Source organism: Rhodococcus sp. NPDC003318, from assembly GCF_042879035.1.
Classification (GTDB): Bacteria; Actinomycetota; Actinomycetes; order Mycobacteriales; family Mycobacteriaceae; genus Rhodococcus_G.
In genome coordinates, this window is sequence record NZ_JBIAOU010000004.1 from 166235 (window position 1) to 183733 (window position 17499).

General features: G+C 71.5%; 21 protein-coding genes. 18 read left to right on the plus strand and 3 right to left on the minus strand.

Annotation, left to right across the window (positions count from 1 at the left end; translation table 11 throughout):
• Window positions 1–81: 81 nt before the first annotated feature.
• From ACFYVR_RS10190 to ACFYVR_RS10230, 9 genes are all read left to right on the plus strand, one after another.
• Window positions 82–1653, plus strand: a complete 1572-nt coding sequence (locus ACFYVR_RS10190; RefSeq protein ID WP_387472344.1) for an LVIVD repeat-containing protein — start codon at window positions 82–84, stop codon at window positions 1651–1653.
• The gene (locus tag ACFYVR_RS10195) at window positions 1650–2273 is read left to right on the plus strand and encodes a DUF305 domain-containing protein (RefSeq protein WP_387472346.1); all 624 of its coding nucleotides are present in this window, start codon (window positions 1650–1652) and stop codon (window positions 2271–2273) included. Before ACFYVR_RS10190 ends, ACFYVR_RS10195 begins: the two co-directional genes overlap by 4 nt.
• 184 nt (window positions 2274–2457) lie before the next feature.
• Window positions 2458–2658, plus strand: coding sequence for a hypothetical protein (locus ACFYVR_RS10200; RefSeq protein ID WP_387472348.1), 201 nt, complete (start codon window positions 2458–2460; stop codon window positions 2656–2658).
• A 178-nt stretch (window positions 2659–2836) separates the two neighbouring features.
• Window positions 2837–3280 carry a 50S ribosomal protein L13 gene (gene rplM, locus ACFYVR_RS10205; protein ID WP_387472350.1) on the plus strand — a complete coding sequence of 148 codons (444 nt, stop codon included), beginning with the start codon at window positions 2837–2839 and terminating at the stop codon, window positions 3278–3280.
• On the plus strand, window positions 3277–3780 hold the full coding sequence (gene rpsI, locus ACFYVR_RS10210) for a 30S ribosomal protein S9 (protein WP_387472352.1): 504 nt from the start codon (window positions 3277–3279) through the stop codon (window positions 3778–3780). Before rplM ends, rpsI begins: the two co-directional genes overlap by 4 nt.
• Before the next feature lie 157 nt (window positions 3781–3937).
• Window positions 3938–5278: a phosphoglucosamine mutase gene (gene glmM, locus ACFYVR_RS10215; protein ID WP_387472354.1), complete on the plus strand. Its 1341-nt coding sequence runs from the start codon at window positions 3938–3940 to the stop codon at window positions 5276–5278.
• Between the two features lie 79 nt (window positions 5279–5357).
• A complete protein-coding gene (locus ACFYVR_RS10220; protein ID WP_387472356.1) occupies window positions 5358–5621 on the plus strand; it encodes a hypothetical protein in 264 nt (87 codons plus the stop codon).
• Window positions 5618–6502 carry a hypothetical protein gene (locus tag ACFYVR_RS10225; RefSeq protein WP_387472359.1) on the plus strand — a complete coding sequence of 295 codons (885 nt, stop codon included), beginning with the start codon at window positions 5618–5620 and terminating at the stop codon, window positions 6500–6502. The genes ACFYVR_RS10220 and ACFYVR_RS10225 overlap by 4 nt, the downstream gene beginning before the upstream one ends.
• Window positions 6499–6684: a hypothetical protein gene (locus ACFYVR_RS10230; protein WP_387472361.1), complete on the plus strand. Its 186-nt coding sequence runs from the start codon at window positions 6499–6501 to the stop codon at window positions 6682–6684. The genes ACFYVR_RS10225 and ACFYVR_RS10230 overlap by 4 nt, the downstream gene beginning before the upstream one ends.
• Here ACFYVR_RS10230 and ACFYVR_RS10235 read toward each other — a convergent pair.
• Entirely contained in the window at window positions 6657–7487 is an 831-nt protein-coding gene (locus ACFYVR_RS10235; RefSeq protein WP_387472363.1) for a hypothetical protein, read from the minus strand. The two genes, ACFYVR_RS10230 and ACFYVR_RS10235, sit on opposite strands and share 28 nt — an antisense overlap.
• Window positions 7488–7650: 163 nt before the next feature.
• Here ACFYVR_RS10235 and glmS point away from each other — a divergent pair, with 163 nt between their 5' ends.
• A complete protein-coding gene (gene glmS, locus ACFYVR_RS10240; RefSeq protein ID WP_387472365.1) occupies window positions 7651–9513 on the plus strand; it encodes a glutamine--fructose-6-phosphate transaminase (isomerizing) in 1863 nt (620 codons plus the stop codon).
• 51 nt (window positions 9514–9564) lie between these two features.
• Here the strand turns inward: glmS and ACFYVR_RS10245 are convergent, their stop codons facing one another.
• Together ACFYVR_RS10245 and ACFYVR_RS10250 are read right to left on the minus strand one after the other, a co-directional pair.
• The gene (locus tag ACFYVR_RS10245; RefSeq protein WP_387472367.1) at window positions 9565–9924 is read right to left on the minus strand and encodes a plastocyanin/azurin family copper-binding protein; all 360 of its coding nucleotides are present in this window, start codon (window positions 9922–9924) and stop codon (window positions 9565–9567) included.
• Between the two features lie 9 nt (window positions 9925–9933).
• The gene (locus tag ACFYVR_RS10250) at window positions 9934–10302 is read right to left on the minus strand and encodes a plastocyanin/azurin family copper-binding protein (protein WP_387472369.1); all 369 of its coding nucleotides are present in this window, start codon (window positions 10300–10302) and stop codon (window positions 9934–9936) included.
• Between the two features lie 65 nt (window positions 10303–10367).
• Here ACFYVR_RS10250 and ACFYVR_RS10255 point away from each other — a divergent pair, with 65 nt between their 5' ends.
• From ACFYVR_RS10255 to ACFYVR_RS10290, 8 genes are all read left to right on the plus strand, one after another.
• Window positions 10368–11807: an NAD(P)H-hydrate dehydratase gene (locus tag ACFYVR_RS10255; protein ID WP_387472371.1), complete on the plus strand. Its 1440-nt coding sequence runs from the start codon at window positions 10368–10370 to the stop codon at window positions 11805–11807.
• Window positions 11808–11951: 144 nt separating this feature from the next.
• Window positions 11952–13106, plus strand: a complete 1155-nt coding sequence (gene alr, locus ACFYVR_RS10260) for an alanine racemase (protein ID WP_387472373.1) — start codon at window positions 11952–11954, stop codon at window positions 13104–13106.
• Complete coding sequence (locus ACFYVR_RS10265) at window positions 13103–14179, plus strand: alpha/beta fold hydrolase (RefSeq protein WP_387472375.1); 1077 nt, start codon at window positions 13103–13105, stop codon at window positions 14177–14179. Before alr ends, ACFYVR_RS10265 begins: the two co-directional genes overlap by 4 nt.
• Before the next feature lie 13 nt (window positions 14180–14192).
• On the plus strand, window positions 14193–14687 hold the full coding sequence (gene tsaE, locus ACFYVR_RS10270) for a tRNA (adenosine(37)-N6)-threonylcarbamoyltransferase complex ATPase subunit type 1 TsaE (protein ID WP_387472705.1): 495 nt from the start codon (window positions 14193–14195) through the stop codon (window positions 14685–14687).
• A 52-nt stretch (window positions 14688–14739) separates the two neighbouring features.
• Window positions 14740–15399 (plus strand): tRNA (adenosine(37)-N6)-threonylcarbamoyltransferase complex dimerization subunit type 1 TsaB, encoded by a 660-nt coding sequence (gene tsaB, locus ACFYVR_RS10275; protein ID WP_387472378.1) that lies wholly within the window; start codon window positions 14740–14742, stop codon window positions 15397–15399.
• A complete protein-coding gene (gene rimI, locus ACFYVR_RS10280) occupies window positions 15396–15884 on the plus strand; it encodes a ribosomal protein S18-alanine N-acetyltransferase (protein ID WP_387472380.1) in 489 nt (162 codons plus the stop codon). Before tsaB ends, rimI begins: the two co-directional genes overlap by 4 nt.
• On the plus strand, window positions 15881–16933 hold the full coding sequence (gene tsaD / locus ACFYVR_RS10285) for a tRNA (adenosine(37)-N6)-threonylcarbamoyltransferase complex transferase subunit TsaD (protein WP_387472382.1): 1053 nt from the start codon (window positions 15881–15883) through the stop codon (window positions 16931–16933). The genes rimI and tsaD overlap by 4 nt, the downstream gene beginning before the upstream one ends.
• Complete coding sequence (locus ACFYVR_RS10290) at window positions 16923–17498, plus strand: potassium channel family protein (RefSeq protein WP_387472384.1); 576 nt, start codon at window positions 16923–16925, stop codon at window positions 17496–17498. The genes tsaD and ACFYVR_RS10290 overlap by 11 nt, the downstream gene beginning before the upstream one ends.
• Window position 17499 lies beyond the last annotated feature (1 nt).

A 17499-nucleotide genomic window follows, 5' to 3' on the forward strand; every position in this document is an offset into this window, starting at 1 on the left:
ACGGATGTCCCGGTTTCCGCCCCGAACCGCAGGACGTGGATCGACAATGGTTCCGTCGCGCGGGCATCCGACGGAGGGGATGTGATCGTGGTGTGGGGTACCGCTGTTCGTCGTCGAGCGGTTGTCGTCGCCGCCGCGGCTGCGCTGCTGCCACCGCTGGGGAACGTGGCCGCCGCGCCGGTGGCGGACACCTCCGGGGTGGTGCAGGAGTACGACGGCGTGGGGCGGGTCGCCGCCGCGCGCGCCGACTGTGGTCCCGGATCGTCGCCGGAGCCGGGCCTGCAGGGCGACGTTCCCGCCGGCGACCGCGACACCGGCCGCAGCGCACAGGGATACGACTGCAACATCACGCGCGTCGGCGGATACGCCGGGGACGGCAGCGGAATCGTCTCCGCGAGCTACGACAACTGCGCCTACATGGGATCCGTCTTCCCCAGTGCCGTCCTCGGCCCCTCCCCGGGGGTGCAGGTGGTCGACGTCTCCGACCCGACCCACCCGGTGCCGACCGTCCGGTTGACCGAGCCGGCGATGGTGGCAGGCACCTGGGAGAGCCTCAAGGTGCACCCGGGCCGAAAGCTGTTGGTGGGCACCGGAGTTCCCGCCCTTCTGGGTGCCGGTCTGCTGTCGGTGTACGACGTCTCCGATTGCGCGCACCCGCAACTGCTCAACCCCGGGCCGGGTACCAGCCTGCAGATGCCGCTGCCGATCACCGCCCACGAGGGCGGGTTCTCGCCGGACGGCCGCACCTACTGGTCGTCGGGTGTCGAGGGGGTGCTGAGCGCGGTCGACCTCGCCGACCCCACCGAACCCCGGGTGATCTGGCAGGGCTGGACCGGGATGTCCGCGCACGGATTCGGGATCAGCCCCGACGGAAACCGCATGTACCTGTCCAACAACTTCGGCGGCCTCACCGTACTCGACACCGGCGCCGTCCAACGCCGCGACCCGAATCCGCAGGTGCCGCAGGTGGCGAGGATGTCGTGGACGGACGGCTGGGCGACGCAGCACAGCATCCCGGTCACCTACGACGGCCATCCGTACCTCTTCACCGTCAACGAAGGCGGATCCGGCGGCGTCAAACTGATCGACGTCGCCGACGACCGGGAACCGGAGGTCGTGAACACGATCAAGCTCGAGATCAACCTGCCTGAGAACATCGACAGCCAGATCGGTTCGGGGATGGGCGGCTCGGTGTTCGCCTACGAGTCGCACTACTGCTCGGCGGACCGCCCGGTGAATCCGACCGCCCTGGCCTGCGGCTGGTTCTCCTCCGGCATCCGGGTCTTCGACGTCACCGACCCGCACGACGTCCGGGAGATCGGCTACTACAACCCGCCCGCCATGACCGACCGCAACCTCGACCGCCTCAACTCGTCCCACGCGCTGGCCTCGCTCCTGGGAGTGCCGCTGCTCAGCGTGCCCGCGGTCGTGCAGGCCACCGCAGGCGGCCAGTTCGACCCCGGCCAGGCGGTCACCCCGCGCACCGGGATGGTCGTGGGCGGTGACCTGTCCACGGACTGGTGCATCTCCCCACCGGAATGGCGTGGCAACGACCTGTGGGTCACGTGCACGGACAACGGATTCCTGACCCTGCGGCTCGACGAGAAGGTGTACACGCCGCCGCCGGACCAGGTGTCCACCGTCGGCTCATGATCCGGTTCGTGCGGCCGGCCGCGCTCGCGTCGCTGGCACTGCTGCTACTCGTGGTGGGGGCGGCGCTGCGTCCCCTCGTGATCCCGGAGACGCCCCACGCGGCTCCGGTGCTCGACGACGTCGAGATCGGGTTCGTCCAGGACATGGCCGCGCACCACCAGCAGGCGCTGCTGATGACCGGGCGCCTGGCGTCCGATGTCGACCCGGTGGTCACGGCCCTGGCCCGGCAGATGAGCGACGCCCAGCGGGTCGAGACGGGCACCCTGCTCGGCTGGCTGCGTCTCGTCGAGGCCCCGCCGACGAATCCGCGGCCGATGGCCTGGCAGCCCGCGGTCGGGCACGAGCACGCCGGGGCGGCCGAGGACGCGATGCCGGGGATGGCGACGACCGCGGAACTCGACGCGCTCGCTGCCGCGCACGGGCGCGAGGCCGAGGTGCTGTTCCTGCAGCTGATGCAGCGACACCACCTGGGCGGTGTCGCGATGGCCCGCGCCGCCGACCAGGTGCTCACCGGAGGTCCGGTCGAACAGGCAGCCCGCGACATGATGCAGGAACAGGGCAGGGAAGCCGGCCTGATGACGCTGATGCTCGCCCAGCGCGGCGCCCGGCCGCTCGGATAGCCGGCCGAATGCGACCCGTCCCGACGCGCCTCCCACGATCCGGAGGTGACGGACGTTAGCGTTCGCCGTGGTGTACCGGAGCGCGCGGTACCCGGGCGTGCGGAGCGCGTCGGGGCCGGACCGCGGCTCCACCGGAGTGTGAGTGTTCGAAGTTCGGCAACGATGTTCGAGTAGGTGTTCTCCGATGGCCACTGTTCCTCCTCCCACCAAGAAGATCGTCGGCGCGGGTGTGTTCCTCGCCGGTCTCGTCGGCGCAGCCGTCGGCATCTACGCCCTCGACGTCGAGATCGCCGTCGCCTGGCTCGTCGTGGCGACGCTGTCCGGTTTCTACCTGCTCAAGCTGCGGGCCGACACGCGTGGCCGGCAGGGCGGGTCGCCCTCCTGAGGCGACCCCACTTTGACCAGCCTGTGACCTGGGCGGTAAGGTCTTCTGTCGGCGTGCGGTACGGCGTGCATCCTCGGGTGCGGTCGTAGCGCGGGTTCCCGGGTCTCCACTGGCCGCCGGGGACGGATCCGGACCGCACGCACCGGCCAGCAGCTACACGACATGACGAGGAAGTGCTGTGTCTACCTACGCCCCGAAGGCAGGTGACGTGACCCGCCAGTGGTACGTCATCGATGCCACCGACGTGGTGCTCGGCCGCCTTGCCGTCCAGGCAGCGAACCTGCTGCGCGGCAAGCACAAGCCCACCTTTGCCCCCAACGTTGACGGCGGCGACTTCGTCGTCATCATCAACGCCGACAAGGTTGCCGTCTCCGGCAACAAGCGGCAGGACAAGTACATCTACCACCACTCCGGCCACCCGGGCGGCCTCAAGGCCCGCTCCGTCGGCGAGGTGCTCGAGAACAACCCGGACCGTCTCGTGGAGAAGGCCGTCATCGGCATGATCCCGAAGAACAAGCTGGGCCGCGCGATCGCGGGCAAGCTCAAGGTCTACGCAGGCCCGAATCACCCCCACGCCGCGCAGCAGCCGGTTCCGTTCGAGATCAAGCAGGTGGCCCAGTGACCGAGCAGAACGAGAACGCCGAGGTCGTCGTGGAGGAATTCGCCTCCGAGCCCGAGGTCGTCGAGGAGTACGTGGCCGAGGAGTCCGTTGCTCCCGCCGCCCCGATCTACATCGATCGCCCGATCCAGACCGTCGGCCGCCGCAAGGAAGCCGTCGTCCGCGTCCGCCTGACCCCCGGCAACGGTGGGTTCAAGCTCAACGGCCGCACCCTCGAGGACTACTTCCCGAACAAGGTGCACCAGCAGCTGATCAAGGCTCCGCTGGTCACGGTCGAGCGCACCGAGTCCTTCGACGTCACCGCCATCCTCAACGGTGGCGGCCCGTCCGGTCAGGCCGGCGCCCTGCGTCTCGCGATCGCCCGCGCCCTGATCGAGGTCACCCCCGAGGATCGTCCGGCCCTCAAGAGCGCCGGCTTCCTCACCCGTGACGCCCGCGCCGTCGAGCGCAAGAAGTACGGCCTGAAGAAGGCCCGCAAGGCTTCGCAGTACTCGAAGCGCTGATGCGTCACCGGCCCCGCCGCTCGCGGCGGGTGTCCGGAACCTGTTCCACCCGAGAGCAGGCGTCCAGCACCACCGGACGCCTGCTCTCGGCGTAGAAATGCACAATTGCGGGAAACAGCAGGACCACGGAAACACAGAACGACAGGGGTCTCGATTCATGGGTCGGATGTTCGGTACGGACGGTGTGCGCGGGTTGGCGAACGCGGATCTCGACGCGGAGCTGGCACTGCGCATCGCCGGGGCGGCCGCCTCGGTGCTGGCACTGTCCGAACGGGGCACCCCCCGACCGACCGCGGTCGTCGGCCGCGACCCCCGCGCCAGCGGTGAGATGCTCGCCGCCGCCGTCACCGCCGGACTGTGTGCGGCCGGTGTGGACGTCGTCGACGTCGGCGTGCTGCCCACCCCCGCGGTGGCACACCTGACCGATGCCTACGAGGCAGCCCTCGGCGTCATGATCTCCGCCTCGCACAACCCCATGCCCGACAACGGCATCAAGATCTTCGCGGCGGGCGGACACAAGCTCGACGACGAGTCCGAGGACCGGATCGAGGCCGCCCTCGCCGACCACGACCTGATTCCGCGGCCCACCGGCGCGGCGATCGGACGCGTCGTGGCGGCACCCGATGCCGCCGAGCGCTACCTCGCCCACCTCGCCCGCGCGACGAGCCACCGCCTCGACGGGATCACCGTCGTCGTCGACGGCGCGAACGGTGCGGCCGCCGTCGTCGGTCCGGAGGCGTATCGGGCCGCCGGTGCGACGGTCATCGAGATCCACACCAGCCCGGACGGCTACAACATCAACGACGGGTGCGGCTCCACCCACCTCGACGATCTGCAGGCCGCCGTCGTCGCGCACGGCGCCGACCTCGGCATCGCCCACGACGGCGACGCCGACCGCTGCCTCGCCGTCGACGCGACCGGCGCCGTCGTCGACGGCGACGCGATCATGTCCATCCTGGCCGTCGCCATGCGCGACTCGGGCGAGCTCACCGACAACACCCTCGTGGCGACGGTGATGAGCAACCTCGGTCTGCACATCGCCATGCGCGAAGCCGGTATCGAGGTCCGTACGACCGCCGTCGGCGACCGCTACGTGCTCGAGGAACTGCGGGGCGGTGGCTTCAGCCTCGGCGGCGAGCAGTCCGGCCACGTTGTTCTCCCCGGCTTCGGCACCACCGGCGACGGGGTACTGACCGCCCTGCGGCTGATGCACCGGATGGCGCAGACCGGCACGTCCCTCGCGGATCTGGCCTCCGTGATGCGCACCCTGCCGCAGGTCCTCGTCAACGTGAAGGTCACCGACAAGGCCGCCGTCGCCGTCGCACCGCAGGTGCTCGCCGCGGTCGCGGAGGCCGAAGCCCGGCTCGGCGACACCGGACGCGTGCTGCTGCGCCCCTCCGGCACCGAACAGCTGGTCCGGGTGATGGTCGAGGCCACCGAGTTCGAGATCGCCCGCAGCCTCGCCGACGGCCTCGCCGACCGGGTCGCGTCGGTCTGACGCAGCGGCGGGCGGAACCGATCCGCGGTCCGCTGCGTCTGACACCGTGACGGTGCAGCCGACAGTGGGGATGTTTCACGTGGACGGGAAACTGGTGCTCGACGAGGCGACCGTGCGTTCGGTCGCTGCCGCACTGACGGATTCGGCGGCGGAGCTCGCGCTGCTCGCCGACCGGATGGACGCGCTCGTCGCCGTCGCCGGGGACCGGGGCAGGCTCGTGCGAGCGGTCCGAGACTGGGCGCGGTGGACCACGGTCGATGCCGACGCGTTGTCCCTGACCGCGGGGCGGTGCGCGGGGCTCGACGCGGGCACCGCGGCGCACCTCCGGACTCTCGACTCGTGACCTCCGGCGAATCCGTCGCCGCCGTGCTCGACCGCGGAGCAGTGGGCCTGCGCTACTTCACGCTGTTCGTGCCCCGCGCCGAAGCGGTGGAGGGGGTCGGCGCCGGGGACCTGCCGACGCTCTACCACGCGCACCGCGGAGTCGACCTCGACGCGATGCTCTCCGGCGCGGACGCGCTGCACGGCGCATCCGCGGTCCTGCGGGCGCACCTGTTGGCACAGGAGCAGGCGGCGGCGCGCATGGCGGCCGCCTGGACCGGGGTGGCCGCCGACGCCGCGCTCACGGCAACGGCCCGTCGACTCGACCATGGCCGGGACACCTGCGCTGCGGTCACGGCGGCCGCCGACGCCCTCGCCTCCGGCTCCGCCGTGATCCGCGACGCGGTCCGGGCGCAGGCCGAGTTCACGCTCCGCCTCGACGTGACGGGGATCGGTGGGCGCGACGTCGCGGACATCGACCGGGCGCTCGCCGCCGCCGCCGACGGCGACGCCGTACAGGCGGCGTGGCTGCGTGAGGTGCTGGTTCCGCACGTGCGCGCCCACGTGCTCGCGCTCACCGATCTGTGCGCGCTGACCACCTTCGTCGTCGACGGAGTGCAGCGGATCCTCTCGCGCGCGGTCGACACGGTCGGTCCGCCCGGCGACGAGACGGTCGTTGCGGAGGCCGCTGCCGCGGCGGCCGGTCCCGTGCCCGTGGTGCCGGTGGAGCCCGCGCCGGCCGTGGATCCGGAAACAACCGAGGCGGTACCGGACGCCGACCACGGCACGCTCGGCTTCGGAGCGACCGGCGGCGGCCGACGGGACCGGGCGGCCGCCACGGTCGTCGAACCGTCGGTCGACGACGACATCGGCGCGGAACTGGCGGACGCGGGCCCGCTGTGAGGATCGAGGATCTGCGGGAGCAGCTGAGCGCCACGGTGGGCCGGGTCGAGGAGTCGATCGCGGCCGCCACGCGTGCTGCGGCCCTGTGGGCACCGCCCGAGCCGTGCACCGACCGTTCCGACCCGGGCGCCGGACATCCCGCGCCCGAGTGCGACTACCCGCGCAGGAGCTGGCTGGTCTGATCCGGCTCCTCGAGGTCCGGCACCAGCGTTGTGTGGGGAATCTCGGCGTCGGGTGTCGCGAACACGTCGTACTCGGTGGCACCGGTCAGGTGGTAGAGCAGGTACCCCGTCAGCAGGGCGCGGGTCGTGCGTTGGGTGCCACGCTGCGGCGTGCCCGCCCCCAGCGCTCCCAACAGCGAACGTCCCTCGGCGAGGCCGGTACCCGACGCCTTGTCGACGCTGCGCAGGATCGCCTGCCCGGCCCACGTGGCGGCCAGCGAACGGGCGTTGCAGTTCATCGAGTCCAGGTCCTCTTCCGCGGCGAGAACGAGCGCGGGACCGGTCTGCTTCGCGGCGAACGTCTCCGCCGGTGGGGCGGTCGGCGCCGGGAACAGCGCGGCGACCGCGGGGGAGCCGTGCTCGGCGGCCGCGATCACCGCGGCGCCCGCGCCCATCGCGTGCCCCGCGAACGCCACCCGATCCCGCGCGACGCTGATCTTGCCGGGGCCCAGCCGAACCCCGGTGCAGATGTCGGCGGCGGACCGCAGATCCGAGGCCAACGTCAGGTGGGAGGGGATGGGGGAGCGCTGCGTGCCGGGGGCCGCGACGACGAAGCCCCAGGACGCGAGATGGATCAGCAGTTCGCGGTACCGATCGGTGCTCGTCATCCAGGCGTGCCCGAAGACGACCGCGGGCAGCGAGTACCCCTCGGTCGGCGTGTACACCACGCCGGGGAGACCGGCCAACGCGAGGTCTCCCCGCAGCACGGGGTGCGGTCCACGCTTGGACAGACGGGAGACCAGATTCTTCGTAGTCGGCGCCACGTGCACGACCGTATCCGATACCGCGGCCGGGGACGTGCGAAGGACCGGCCACGCGGGGGTCCGTTCGGCGTAGCGGCCCGCCCGGCCGGGAACGGCGGGTGTGGCGTGAGCCCTCCCACCTGGTGGCCCTTGCCGTCGTCGGTGCCCAGTACGCTTGGACACCATGTGCGGAATCGTGGGATACGTCGGCCACCGCCAGGCCCTGGACGTGGTGGTGAAGGCACTGCGCCGGATGGAGTACCGCGGCTATGACTCCGCCGGGATCGCGGTCCTGGACGGTGCGGGCGGGCTCGCCGTGGAACGGAAGGCGGGCAAGCTCGACAATCTGACCGCCGAACTGGACGAGGTCGGTGCCGACCGGTTCGCCGGTACCGCGGGGATGGGGCACACCCGGTGGGCGACCCACGGGCGCCCGACCGACCGCAACGCGCATCCCCACCGTGACGCCAGCGGCAAGCTGGCGGTGGTGCACAACGGCATCATCGAGAACTTCGCGCCGCTGCGGCAGGAGCTCGAGGCGTCGGGTGTGGAGTTGCGCAGCGACACCGACACCGAGGTGGCGGTCCATCTGGTCGCGCAGGCGTACGCCGAGGGGGAGACCGCGGGCGATTTCGTGGCGAGCGCGCACAAGGTGCTGCGCCGGCTCGAGGGCGCCTTCACGCTGGTGTTCACCCACGCCGACCACGCGGACACCATCGTCGCCGCGCGCCGCTCGACGCCGCTGGTCGTGGGGGTCGGCGAGGGCGAGATGTTCGTCGGGTCCGATGTCGCGGCGTTCATCGAGCACACCCGGGACGCGATCGAACTCGGTCAGGACCAGGTGGTGGTCATCACCGCCGGCGGATACGAGATCACCGACTTCGCCGGGAACGAGGCGTCCGGACATCCGTTCCGGATCGACTGGGATCTCGAGGCCGCGGAGAAGGGCGGCCACGACTACTTCATGCTCAAGGAGATCGACGAGCAGCCCGCCGCCGTCGCCGACACCCTGCTCGGGCACTTCGAGGACGGCAGGATCGTGCTCGACGAGCAGCGGCTGTCCGATCAGGAACTGCGCGACGTGGACAAGGTCTTCGTGGTCGCCTGTGGCAGCGCCTACCACTCGGGGCTGCTCGCCAAGTACGCGATCGAGCACTGGACCCGGCTGCCTGTCGAGGTGGAGTTGGCCAGCGAGTTCCGGTACCGCGACCCGGTCCTGGACCGGTCGACGCTGGTGGTGGCGATCTCGCAGTCCGGTGAGACGGCAGACACCCTCGAGGCGGTCAAGCACGCCAAGGATCAGAAGGCCCGGGTGCTCGCGATCTGCAACACCAACGGCGCCCAGATCCCGCGCGAGGCGGACGCGGTTCTCTACACCCGGGCCGGTCCGGAGATCGCCGTCGCGTCGACGAAGGCGTTCCTGGCCCAGGTGACCGCGAACTACCTGGTCGGACTCGCCCTTGCGCAGGCGCGCGGCACCAAGTACCCGGACGAGGTCGCGCGCGAGTACGGCGAGCTCGAGGCGATGCCCGCGCTGGTGTCGCGGGTGCTCGACACCGTCGAGCCGGTGCGGGCGCTGGCCCGGGAGTTCGCGGACGCGTCGACCGTGCTGTTCCTCGGCAGGCACGTCGGGTACCCGGTGGCGCTCGAGGGTGCGCTCAAGCTCAAGGAGCTGGCGTACATGCACGCGGAGGGCTTCGCCGCCGGTGAGCTCAAGCACGGCCCGATCGCGCTGATCGAGGAGGGTCTGCCGGTCATCGTGGTGATGCCGTCCCCGAAGGGGCGTGCGGTGCTGCACTCGAAGCTGGTCTCGAACATCCAGGAGATCAAGGCGCGTGGTGCCCGCACGATCGTCATCGCGGAGGAGGGTGACGAGATGGTGCGGCCGCACGCCGACCACCTGATCGAGATCCCGCCCGCCGCGACGCTGCTGCAGCCGCTGCTGTCCACGGTGCCGCTGCAGGTGTTCGCGGCCGAGGTCGCGCGTGCCCGCGGCTACGACGTCGACAAGCCGCGCAACCTCGCGAAGTCCGTCACCGTCGAATGACAGCCGGTCTCGGCGTGTGACGGATCTTCCGTCACACGCCGACACTCCGCTTCAGCGGACGATGACCTGGCCTGTCGCGCTGGGGTGTTCGGTGCACCGATACATGTACGTGCCGGGTCTGCCGAACGTGTGGCTGTAACTGCCGCCGGACATGGTCTCGCTGGCGAAATAGTCGAGCGCCGTGGACGGCCCGGTGGCGGTGACGTTGTGCTCGCCGCTGTTCCCGTCGAACATCCAGGTCACGGTGTCGCCGATCTGGATTCGGATCGTCGCCGGACGGAACGCGAGCCGGGTCACCTCCACGGTGCGCTCGGACACGGTGTTCACGTCGGGCTGGGCGGTGGCGGGAGTGCCGATCGTCACGAGGAGGACGGCCGCCGCGCACGACAATGTGACTCGAATCACATTCATGGTTCGATACTACTCGGTGACGAAGACGGTGCCGGTCATGTTCGGGTGCAGGGTGCACAGGTAGGGGTAGGTGCCCGGTTCGGTGAACGTCTCGGTGAACGACCCGGTCGTGCGGATCGGGCTCCGGAACTCCGACGGCGCCGACGTGTCGGCGGTCACGTTGTGGGGAAGGCCGTTGTCGTCGAACTCCCACGTCACGGTTTCGCCGACCCGGATGGTGACGGTCTCCGGCGTGAACCTCATGCCGGCCACCCGCACCGTCGTGGTGCCCGACTCCGAGGTCGGCGCGGTGGTCGACGGTTCCGTGCCGTCCGTCCCGCTACCGCAGCCCGCGAGCACGGCGGTGAGCAGCAGGGCGGTGGCCGCGAACGTACGCATGGACCGAGCGTAGTCCTGCCGATACCGTCGACCCGTCGTTGGTGTCCGTGACGTGAGGAGCCCCGGTGCGCGAATTCCACACTGTCGATCAGGTCCGTGCGGCCGAGGCGCCGCTGCTCGCCGCGTTGCCCGACGGCGCCCTGATGCGCCGCGCCGCACACGGTCTCGCTCGCGTAGTGGCATCCGAATTGCGTTCCCGCACAGGTGGAGTCGCAGGCCGGTCGGTCTCGCTGCTCGTGGGCTCGGGGGACAACGGCGGTGACGCGCTGTGGGCGGGCGCGCTGCTGCGACGCCGCGGTGTCGACGTGCGGGCGGTGCTGCTCGACCCGGCACGCGCGCACGGCCCGGGCCTCGCGGCGTTGCGGGCCGCCGGGGGTCGGGTGGTCGCGGACCCGGGGGATCCCGATCTGGTGCTCGACGGGATCGTCGGGATCTCCGGACGCGGTCCGTTGCGTCCCGCCGCCGCCGAGTTGGTCGCCGCGGTCATCGCGCCGATCGTCGCCGTCGACCTTCCCAGCGGCGTCGACCCCGATACCGGCGCGACCTCGGGTCCCGCGGTGACGGCCGCGGTGACCGTCGCGTTCGGGGCCCTCAAGCCGGTGCACGTGCTCGCCGCGTCGCGATGCGGCAGAGTCGAACTCGTCGACATCGGGCTGGACCTTCCGGTGCCCTCGATCTCGGCGCTGACACCGGACGAGGTCGGCGCTCGCTGGCCGCTACCCGGGGCCGGCGACGACAAGTACTCGCAGGGTGTGGTGGGGGTGATCGCCGGTGGTGCGCGTTATCCCGGTGCCGCGGTGCTGTGTGCCGGTGGCGCGGTGGCGGCGACATCGGGGATGGTCCGATACGCGGGATCGGCTGCGCCGCAGGTGCTCTCGCGGTGGCCGGAGGTGGTCGCGGTCGACGCCGCCGCCGATGCGGGGCGGGTGGAGGCGTGGGTGGTCGGGCCCGGGATCGGGACCGGCGCGGCCGCGCGGGAAGTGGTCGCGTTTGCGCTCGGGACCGACCTTCCCGTGCTCGTCGACGCCGACGGGCTGTCGGTGCTCGCCGCCGAACCGGGGCTCGTCGCCGGGCGGGCGGCACCGACGCTGCTCACCCCGCACGCCGGGGAGTTCGAACGGCTGACCGGGGTCGATCCCACGGGCGACCGGGTCGGCCGGACCCGGGAGCTCGCCGACCGGTGGGGGGTGACGGTGCTGCTCAAGGGGCGCGCGACCGTCATCGCGGACCCGGACGGATCCGTACTGGTGAACGAGGCAGGCGGATCGGCGGCGGCGACCGCGGGCTCGGGCGACGTGCTCGCGGGGGTGATCGGGGCGCTGCTGTCGACCGGGCTCGCCGCGTCGACCGCAGCGGCGATGGGGGCGAGGGCCCATTCGCTCGCGGCGGCGCTCGCGGCGGGCGAGGGTTCCGAGGTGAGTGCGCCGATCTCGGCGACCGCCCTGTTGTCCCAGATCAGGGCCGCGATCCGGATCCTGAGGGCGCAGCCGGTGCTCAAACTGTGACCCGTCCAGTGAGGAGCGTCATTGGGGCATAACGGATGGTGATGGCAGGATCGGGTAACCATGTCTATCGCCGCACAGAGTGACCGTACGGCACCCGTCTCCGCGACAGGTGCCGGTTTGTCCGGAACGTCGGGGGAGCCGGGAATGTCATCCTCGCCGCCGCTGCCTCAGGCCGAGGCCCTGATCGATCTCGACGCGGTCGCGCACAACGTCCGGCTGCTGCGCGAGCGATCCGGAACCGCCGACGTCATGGCCGTGGTGAAGGCGGACGCCTACAACCACGGCGCCGTGCCGGTGGCGCGGGCGGCGCTGGCCGCCGGAGCCGCCGAACTGGGCGTCACCACCATCGACGAGGCGCTCGAGCTGCGGGCGGCGGGCATCACCGCTCCCGTGCTGTCGTGGCTGCACACCCCGGACACCGACTTCCGGACCGCCATCGCCCGGGACGTCGAACTGGCGGTGTCCTCCCCCCGCCACCTGGACGCGGTGGTCGCCGCGGCGCGCGCCGTCGGGATCACCGCGACGGTGACGATGAAGGTCGACACCGGGCTCAATCGCAACGGGGTGTCCGCCGCCGAGCTGGGCGACCTGCTCGACGGGCTGGCTCGGGCGCAGGCCGAGGAGGCCGTCCGGTTCCGCGGGGTGTTCTCGCACCTGGCGCACGCCGACCAACCCCACCATCCGGTGATCGACCAGCAGGCCGAGGTGCTCCGGCACGCGGTGGCGTCCGCGAATCGGCTCGGCCTGCGGTCGGAGCGGGTGCACCTGTCGAACTCGGCCGCCGCACTGACCCGGTCCGACCTGCGATTCGACATGGTGCGGCCCGGTATCGCGCTGTACGGGCTGTCGCCGGTGCCGGAACTCGGCGGCTTCGGTCTGCGTCCGGCGATGACGCTGCGGGCGAGGGTGGCGCTGGTCAAGAAGGTCGAGGCGGGCGCGGGCGTCTCCTACGGCCACACCTGGATCGCCCCGCACGACACCACGGTCGCGCTGCTCCCGGTCGGCTACGCGGACGGCGTCCCGCGCATTCTCGGCGGGCGCTTCGAGGTGCAGATCGGGTCGCGGCGCTACCCGCAGATCGGTCGTGTGTGCATGGACCAGGTCGTCGTCGACCTCGGCGCCGATCCCGGGGCCGTCGCCGAGGGCGACACCGCGATCCTGTTCGGCCCCGGCGACGACGGCTCCCCGGTCGCGCAGGACTGGGCCGACGCCCTCGACACCATCCACTACGAGGTGGTGACCGGGGTGCGGGGCCGCGTCGTGCGGTCCTACACCGGCGGCCCACAGGCGGGCCGGTGACGCCGTTCGGCCGGCGCGGCGTGGTCGGCGGTGCCGGGATCGCGTCCGTGCTCGGGGCGCTGGCCGGGGTCCGGGCGGTCCAGCACCGTGCGGAGCCGAGTCGGCGGCGCCGCGACCGGCACGCGGACGAGGACTTCGGCCTGATGGACAGCGACCGGGGCAGTCTGGTGGCCGCCGACGACGGCGTCATGCTCGCGGTCCGCGAGGTCGGGCCGGCCAACGCCCCGCTCACCGTCGTCTTCGTGCACGGGTACTGCCTGCAGATGGCGTCGTGGCACTTCCAGCGACGCCAGTTGGCGCGTCGGTGGGGCAGTTCGGTGCGGATGGTGTTCTTCGACCAGCGCGGCCACGGCAAATCCGGCACCCCGACGGCGGAGTCGTGCACGATCGGCCAGCTCGGACGCGACCTGCACGCGGTGCTGCGGGCCGTCGCGCCGACCGGTCCGGTCGTTCTCGTCGGGCACTCCATGGGCGGGATGTCCGTACTGTCGATGGCACGCCAGGTGCCGGAACTGTTCGGCGGCCGGGTCATCGGCGTCGGGTTCCTCTCGACGGCCGCGGCCGGGCTGAACCAGACCGGGCTCAGCCGCAACCTGGAGAACCCGGTGATCGACGCCTTCCGGCTGGCGGTGCGCACCGCACCGGGGCTCGTCCAGCTGGGTCGCGGGGCGGCGCGAGTGATCATCGCGCCGATCCTGCGGGCCGCGTCGTACGGCACCGAGGTGAGCCCGTCGCTCACCCGGTTCACGGATTCCATGCTGAACGAGACGTCGGTGACCACCATCGTCAACTTCCTCTCCTCGCTCGAACTGCACGACGAGTCGGCGGCGTTGCCGGTGATCGCGGACCTGCCGAGCCTGGTGCTGTGCGGAGACGCGGACATGGTGATCCCGTTCGCCCAGTCCGAGGCCCTGGCCGCGGCGCTGCCCAATTCGGAACTGGTGCGGGTGGTTTCGGGCGGTCACCTCGTGCAGCTGGAGTTCCCGATCCGGGTCACCGACGCCATCGACAGGCTGGTCGCGCGGGCGATCGGGGAGGACGACATCGTCGCGAAGGCAGGTATCGGTGGCTGAACCGGAACAGTCGGTGAACGAGGGGCATTCGGTGAACGAGGGGCACTCGGTGATCCACCTGCCGACCGTCGAGGACACCGAGGCCTTCGGCAGGCGGCTCGCGGTCGAGCTCGGCGCGGGCGACCTCGTGGTGCTGGACGGTCCGCTGGGCGCGGGCAAGACCGCGCTGGCACGCGGCATCGCCGCCGGTCTCGGCGTCGAGGGCCGGGTGAGCTCCCCGACCTTCATCATCGCCCGTGAGCATCGGGCCGGGCAGCGCCCCGGTGGCGGTGAGCCCGTCGCGATGGTGCACGTCGACGCGTACCGGCTCGGCCTCGGGGCGGAGCGTTCCGCGACCTTCGACGAACTCGACGCGCTCGACCTCGACACCGACCTGGCCGGCGCGGTGGTGGTCGTGGAATGGGGCGAGGGCATCGTCGAGCACCTGACGGACCGGCACCTGCTGGTGCGGCTGCGCCGCGAACCCGAGTCCGACGTGCGCACCGCCCAGTGGGGCTGGGTGTCGTGACCGCGACCGCCGCCGTGAATCCCGCACTGACGTGCGGGTATTCTGGTTGACCGTGCTCGTACTCGCCGTCGATACCGCCACCCCGGCCGTGACCGCGGGGGTGGTCCGCCTGGGCGGCGACGCCCCGCACGCCCCGCACACCCTGTCGTCCCGGGTCACCGTCAACGCCCGCGCCCACGCCGAGGTGCTGACCCCGCACATCATGGAGTGCCTGACCGAGGCCGGTCACGTGCCCGCCGACCTCGCCGCCGTCGTGGTCGGGGTCGGTCCCGGACCGTTCACCGGACTGCGGGTGGGCATGGCCACCGCCGCCGCCTTCGCCGACGCGCTCGGGATCCCGGTCCACGGGGTGTGCAGTCTCGATGCGATCGCGGCCGACGCCGCGACGCTCGACCGTCGGGATCTCCTCGTGGTCACCGACGCGCGCAGGCGCGAGGTGTACTGGGCGCGTTACGCGGCGGGGGCTCGGGTCGAGGGTCCGGCCGTGCACAAGCCCGCCGACGTCGAGCCGCAGCCCTCGGTGGTCGTCGCGGGGTCGCCCGTGCACGCAGACCTGTTCGAGTTGCCGATCGTGGCGGTCGCGACGCCGTCGCCCGCCGGGCTGGTCGCGGTGGCAGCTCCGGCGATCCTCGCCGGCGTCGAGCCGGAACCGCTTGTGCCGCTGTATCTCCGGCGTCCCGACGCGGTCGAGATGGCGGACCGGAAGAAATGAGTGCGGCCGTGACCGCCATGCGGCCGGCCGATGCCGAACGCTGCGCGGAGCTCGAGACACTGCTGTTCCCCGGGGACGGCCCGTGGAGCGCCGACGCGTTCCGGTCCGAACTCGCCCACCGGCACAACAGGTACTTCGTGATCCGCGACGACTCGGACAGGGTGATCGGCTACGCCGGTATCGCCTTGCTGGGCAACACGTTCGCGCCGGAGTCGGAGGTGCACACGATCGGTGTCGACCCCGCGCACCGGCGTCGCGGGCTCGGGTCTGTGCTGCTCGACGAACTGTTGCGGCTGGCCGACCGCCACGGTGGTCCCGTCTTCCTCGAGGTCCGCACCGACAACGACGCGGCCCTCGCCCTCTACCGGCGGGAGGGTTTCGAGATCGTGGGAACCCGCCGGAACTACTACCAGCCGAGCGGCGCGGATGCGTACACGATGCGCCGGCCGGGACCGTCGGACGAGCCCGAGGAGCAGCAGTCGTGATCGTGATGGGAATCGAAAGCTCCTGCGACGAAACGGGAGTCGGCATCGTCCGCTGGCACGAGGACGGCACCTGCGAGCTGCTCGCCGACGAGGTCGCCTCCAGCGTCGATCAGCACGCGCGTTACGGCGGCGTCGTACCCGAGGTGGCGTCGCGGGCGCACCTCGAGGCCATCGTGCCGACGATGCGGCGGGCACTGGCCCAGGCCGGGATCGTCAAGCCCGACGCGCTTGCCGTCACCATCGGTCCGGGCCTGGCCGGTGCGCTGCTCGTCGGTGCCGCCGCGGCGAAGGCCTACGCCGCGGCCTGGGACGTGCCGTTCTTCGCGCTCAACCACCTCGGGGGCCACGTCGCCGTCGACACGCTCGAACACGGACCGATGCCGCCGTGCGTCGCGCTGCTCGTCTCCGGTGGGCACACCCACCTGCTGCACGTGCGCGACCTCGCGGAGCCGATCGAGGAACTCGGCACCACCGTCGACGACGCGGCGGGTGAGGCGTTCGACAAGGTGGCCCGGCTGCTCGGCCTCGGGTTCCCCGGCGGCCCCGCGCTCGATACGGCCGCCCGCGACGGCGACCCGACCGCGATCGCGTTCCCCCGCGGCATGACCGGCCCGCGCGACGCCCGGCACGACTTCTCGTTCTCCGGACTCAAGACAGCGGTGGCGCGCTACGTCGAATCGAAGGAGCGGGCCGGTGAACCGGTGTCGATTCCGGACGTCGCGGCGAGCTTCCAGGAAGCGGTTGCCGACGTGCTGACGATGAAGGCGGTCCGGGCGGCCACCGACGTCGGGGTCGACACCCTCGTCCTCGGCGGCGGCGCGACCGCCAACTCCCGGATCCGGTCGCTCGCACAGGAGCGATGCGACGCGGCCGGGTTGACGCTTCGCATCCCGAAACCGCGGCTGTGCACCGACAATGGGGTGATGATCGCAGCATTGGGTGCCCACGTCATCGCCGGGGGTGCGTCGCCGTCCCCGCTGACCGTTGCCACCGATCCCGGACTGTCGGTGACGGTCAGCCAGTCGTCGGACCGGGGCGATGTCCGCTGACGGGGATCACGACCGCCACATCGCGGACAGCTTCGCATCCCTGCCCAAGGCAGAACGACGCAGCCTGATCCGGCGGGCGGTGCTACGCCCGGTGATCAGCGCGGTACTGCTGGTGGTGGTCTACTTCCTGGTGCCGTTGCAGGATCTGTCGTCGGTGTCGGCGATCGGCGGCCTGGTGATCTCGATGCTGGTGGTGATCGCCGTGTTCGTCTGGCAGATCCGGCGAATCGTCAGGGCGCGCTATCCGGGTGTGCAGTCGATCGAGGCGCTCGCGATCATGGTCCCGACCTATCTGCTGGTCTGCGCCGTGACCTACGTCCTGTTGTCGCAGGGGTCGGCCGACAGTTTCAGCGAGCCGCTGTCGCGGATGGACGCCCTGTACTTCACGCTGGTCTGCTTCTCCACCGTCGGATTCGGGGACATCGTCCCCAAGACGGAGGCCGCGCGGGCGATCGTGTCCGCGCAGATCGTCGGCAACCTCGTGCTGCTCGCGGCCGGGCTGCGGGTCATCACTGCGGCGATCCGGGCGGGCCGTCGGCGTCGGGACGGGGCCGGATCCGAATGAC

Coding starts and splice junctions, on each gene's coding strand:
- glmM (WP_387472354.1), top strand. CDS start 3,938: ATGGGTCGGATGTTCGGTACGGACGGTGTGCGCGGGTTGGCGAACGCG.
- ACFYVR_RS10250 (WP_387472369.1), bottom strand. CDS start 10,302: ATGCGTACGTTCGCGGCCACCGCCCTGCTGCTCACCGCCGTGCTCGCG.
- rimI (WP_387472380.1), top strand. CDS start 15,396: ATGAGTGCGGCCGTGACCGCCATGCGGCCGGCCGATGCCGAACGCTGC.
- ACFYVR_RS10245 (WP_387472367.1), bottom strand. CDS start 9,924: ATGAATGTGATTCGAGTCACATTGTCGTGCGCGGCGGCCGTCCTCCTC.
- alr (WP_387472373.1), top strand. CDS start 11,952: ATGTCATCCTCGCCGCCGCTGCCTCAGGCCGAGGCCCTGATCGATCTC.
- ACFYVR_RS10290 (WP_387472384.1), top strand. CDS start 16,923: ATGTCCGCTGACGGGGATCACGACCGCCACATCGCGGACAGCTTCGCA.
- ACFYVR_RS10200 (WP_387472348.1), top strand. CDS start 2,458: ATGGCCACTGTTCCTCCTCCCACCAAGAAGATCGTCGGCGCGGGTGTG.
- ACFYVR_RS10195 (WP_387472346.1), top strand. CDS start 1,650: ATGATCCGGTTCGTGCGGCCGGCCGCGCTCGCGTCGCTGGCACTGCTG.
- glmS (WP_387472365.1), top strand. CDS start 7,651: ATGTGCGGAATCGTGGGATACGTCGGCCACCGCCAGGCCCTGGACGTG.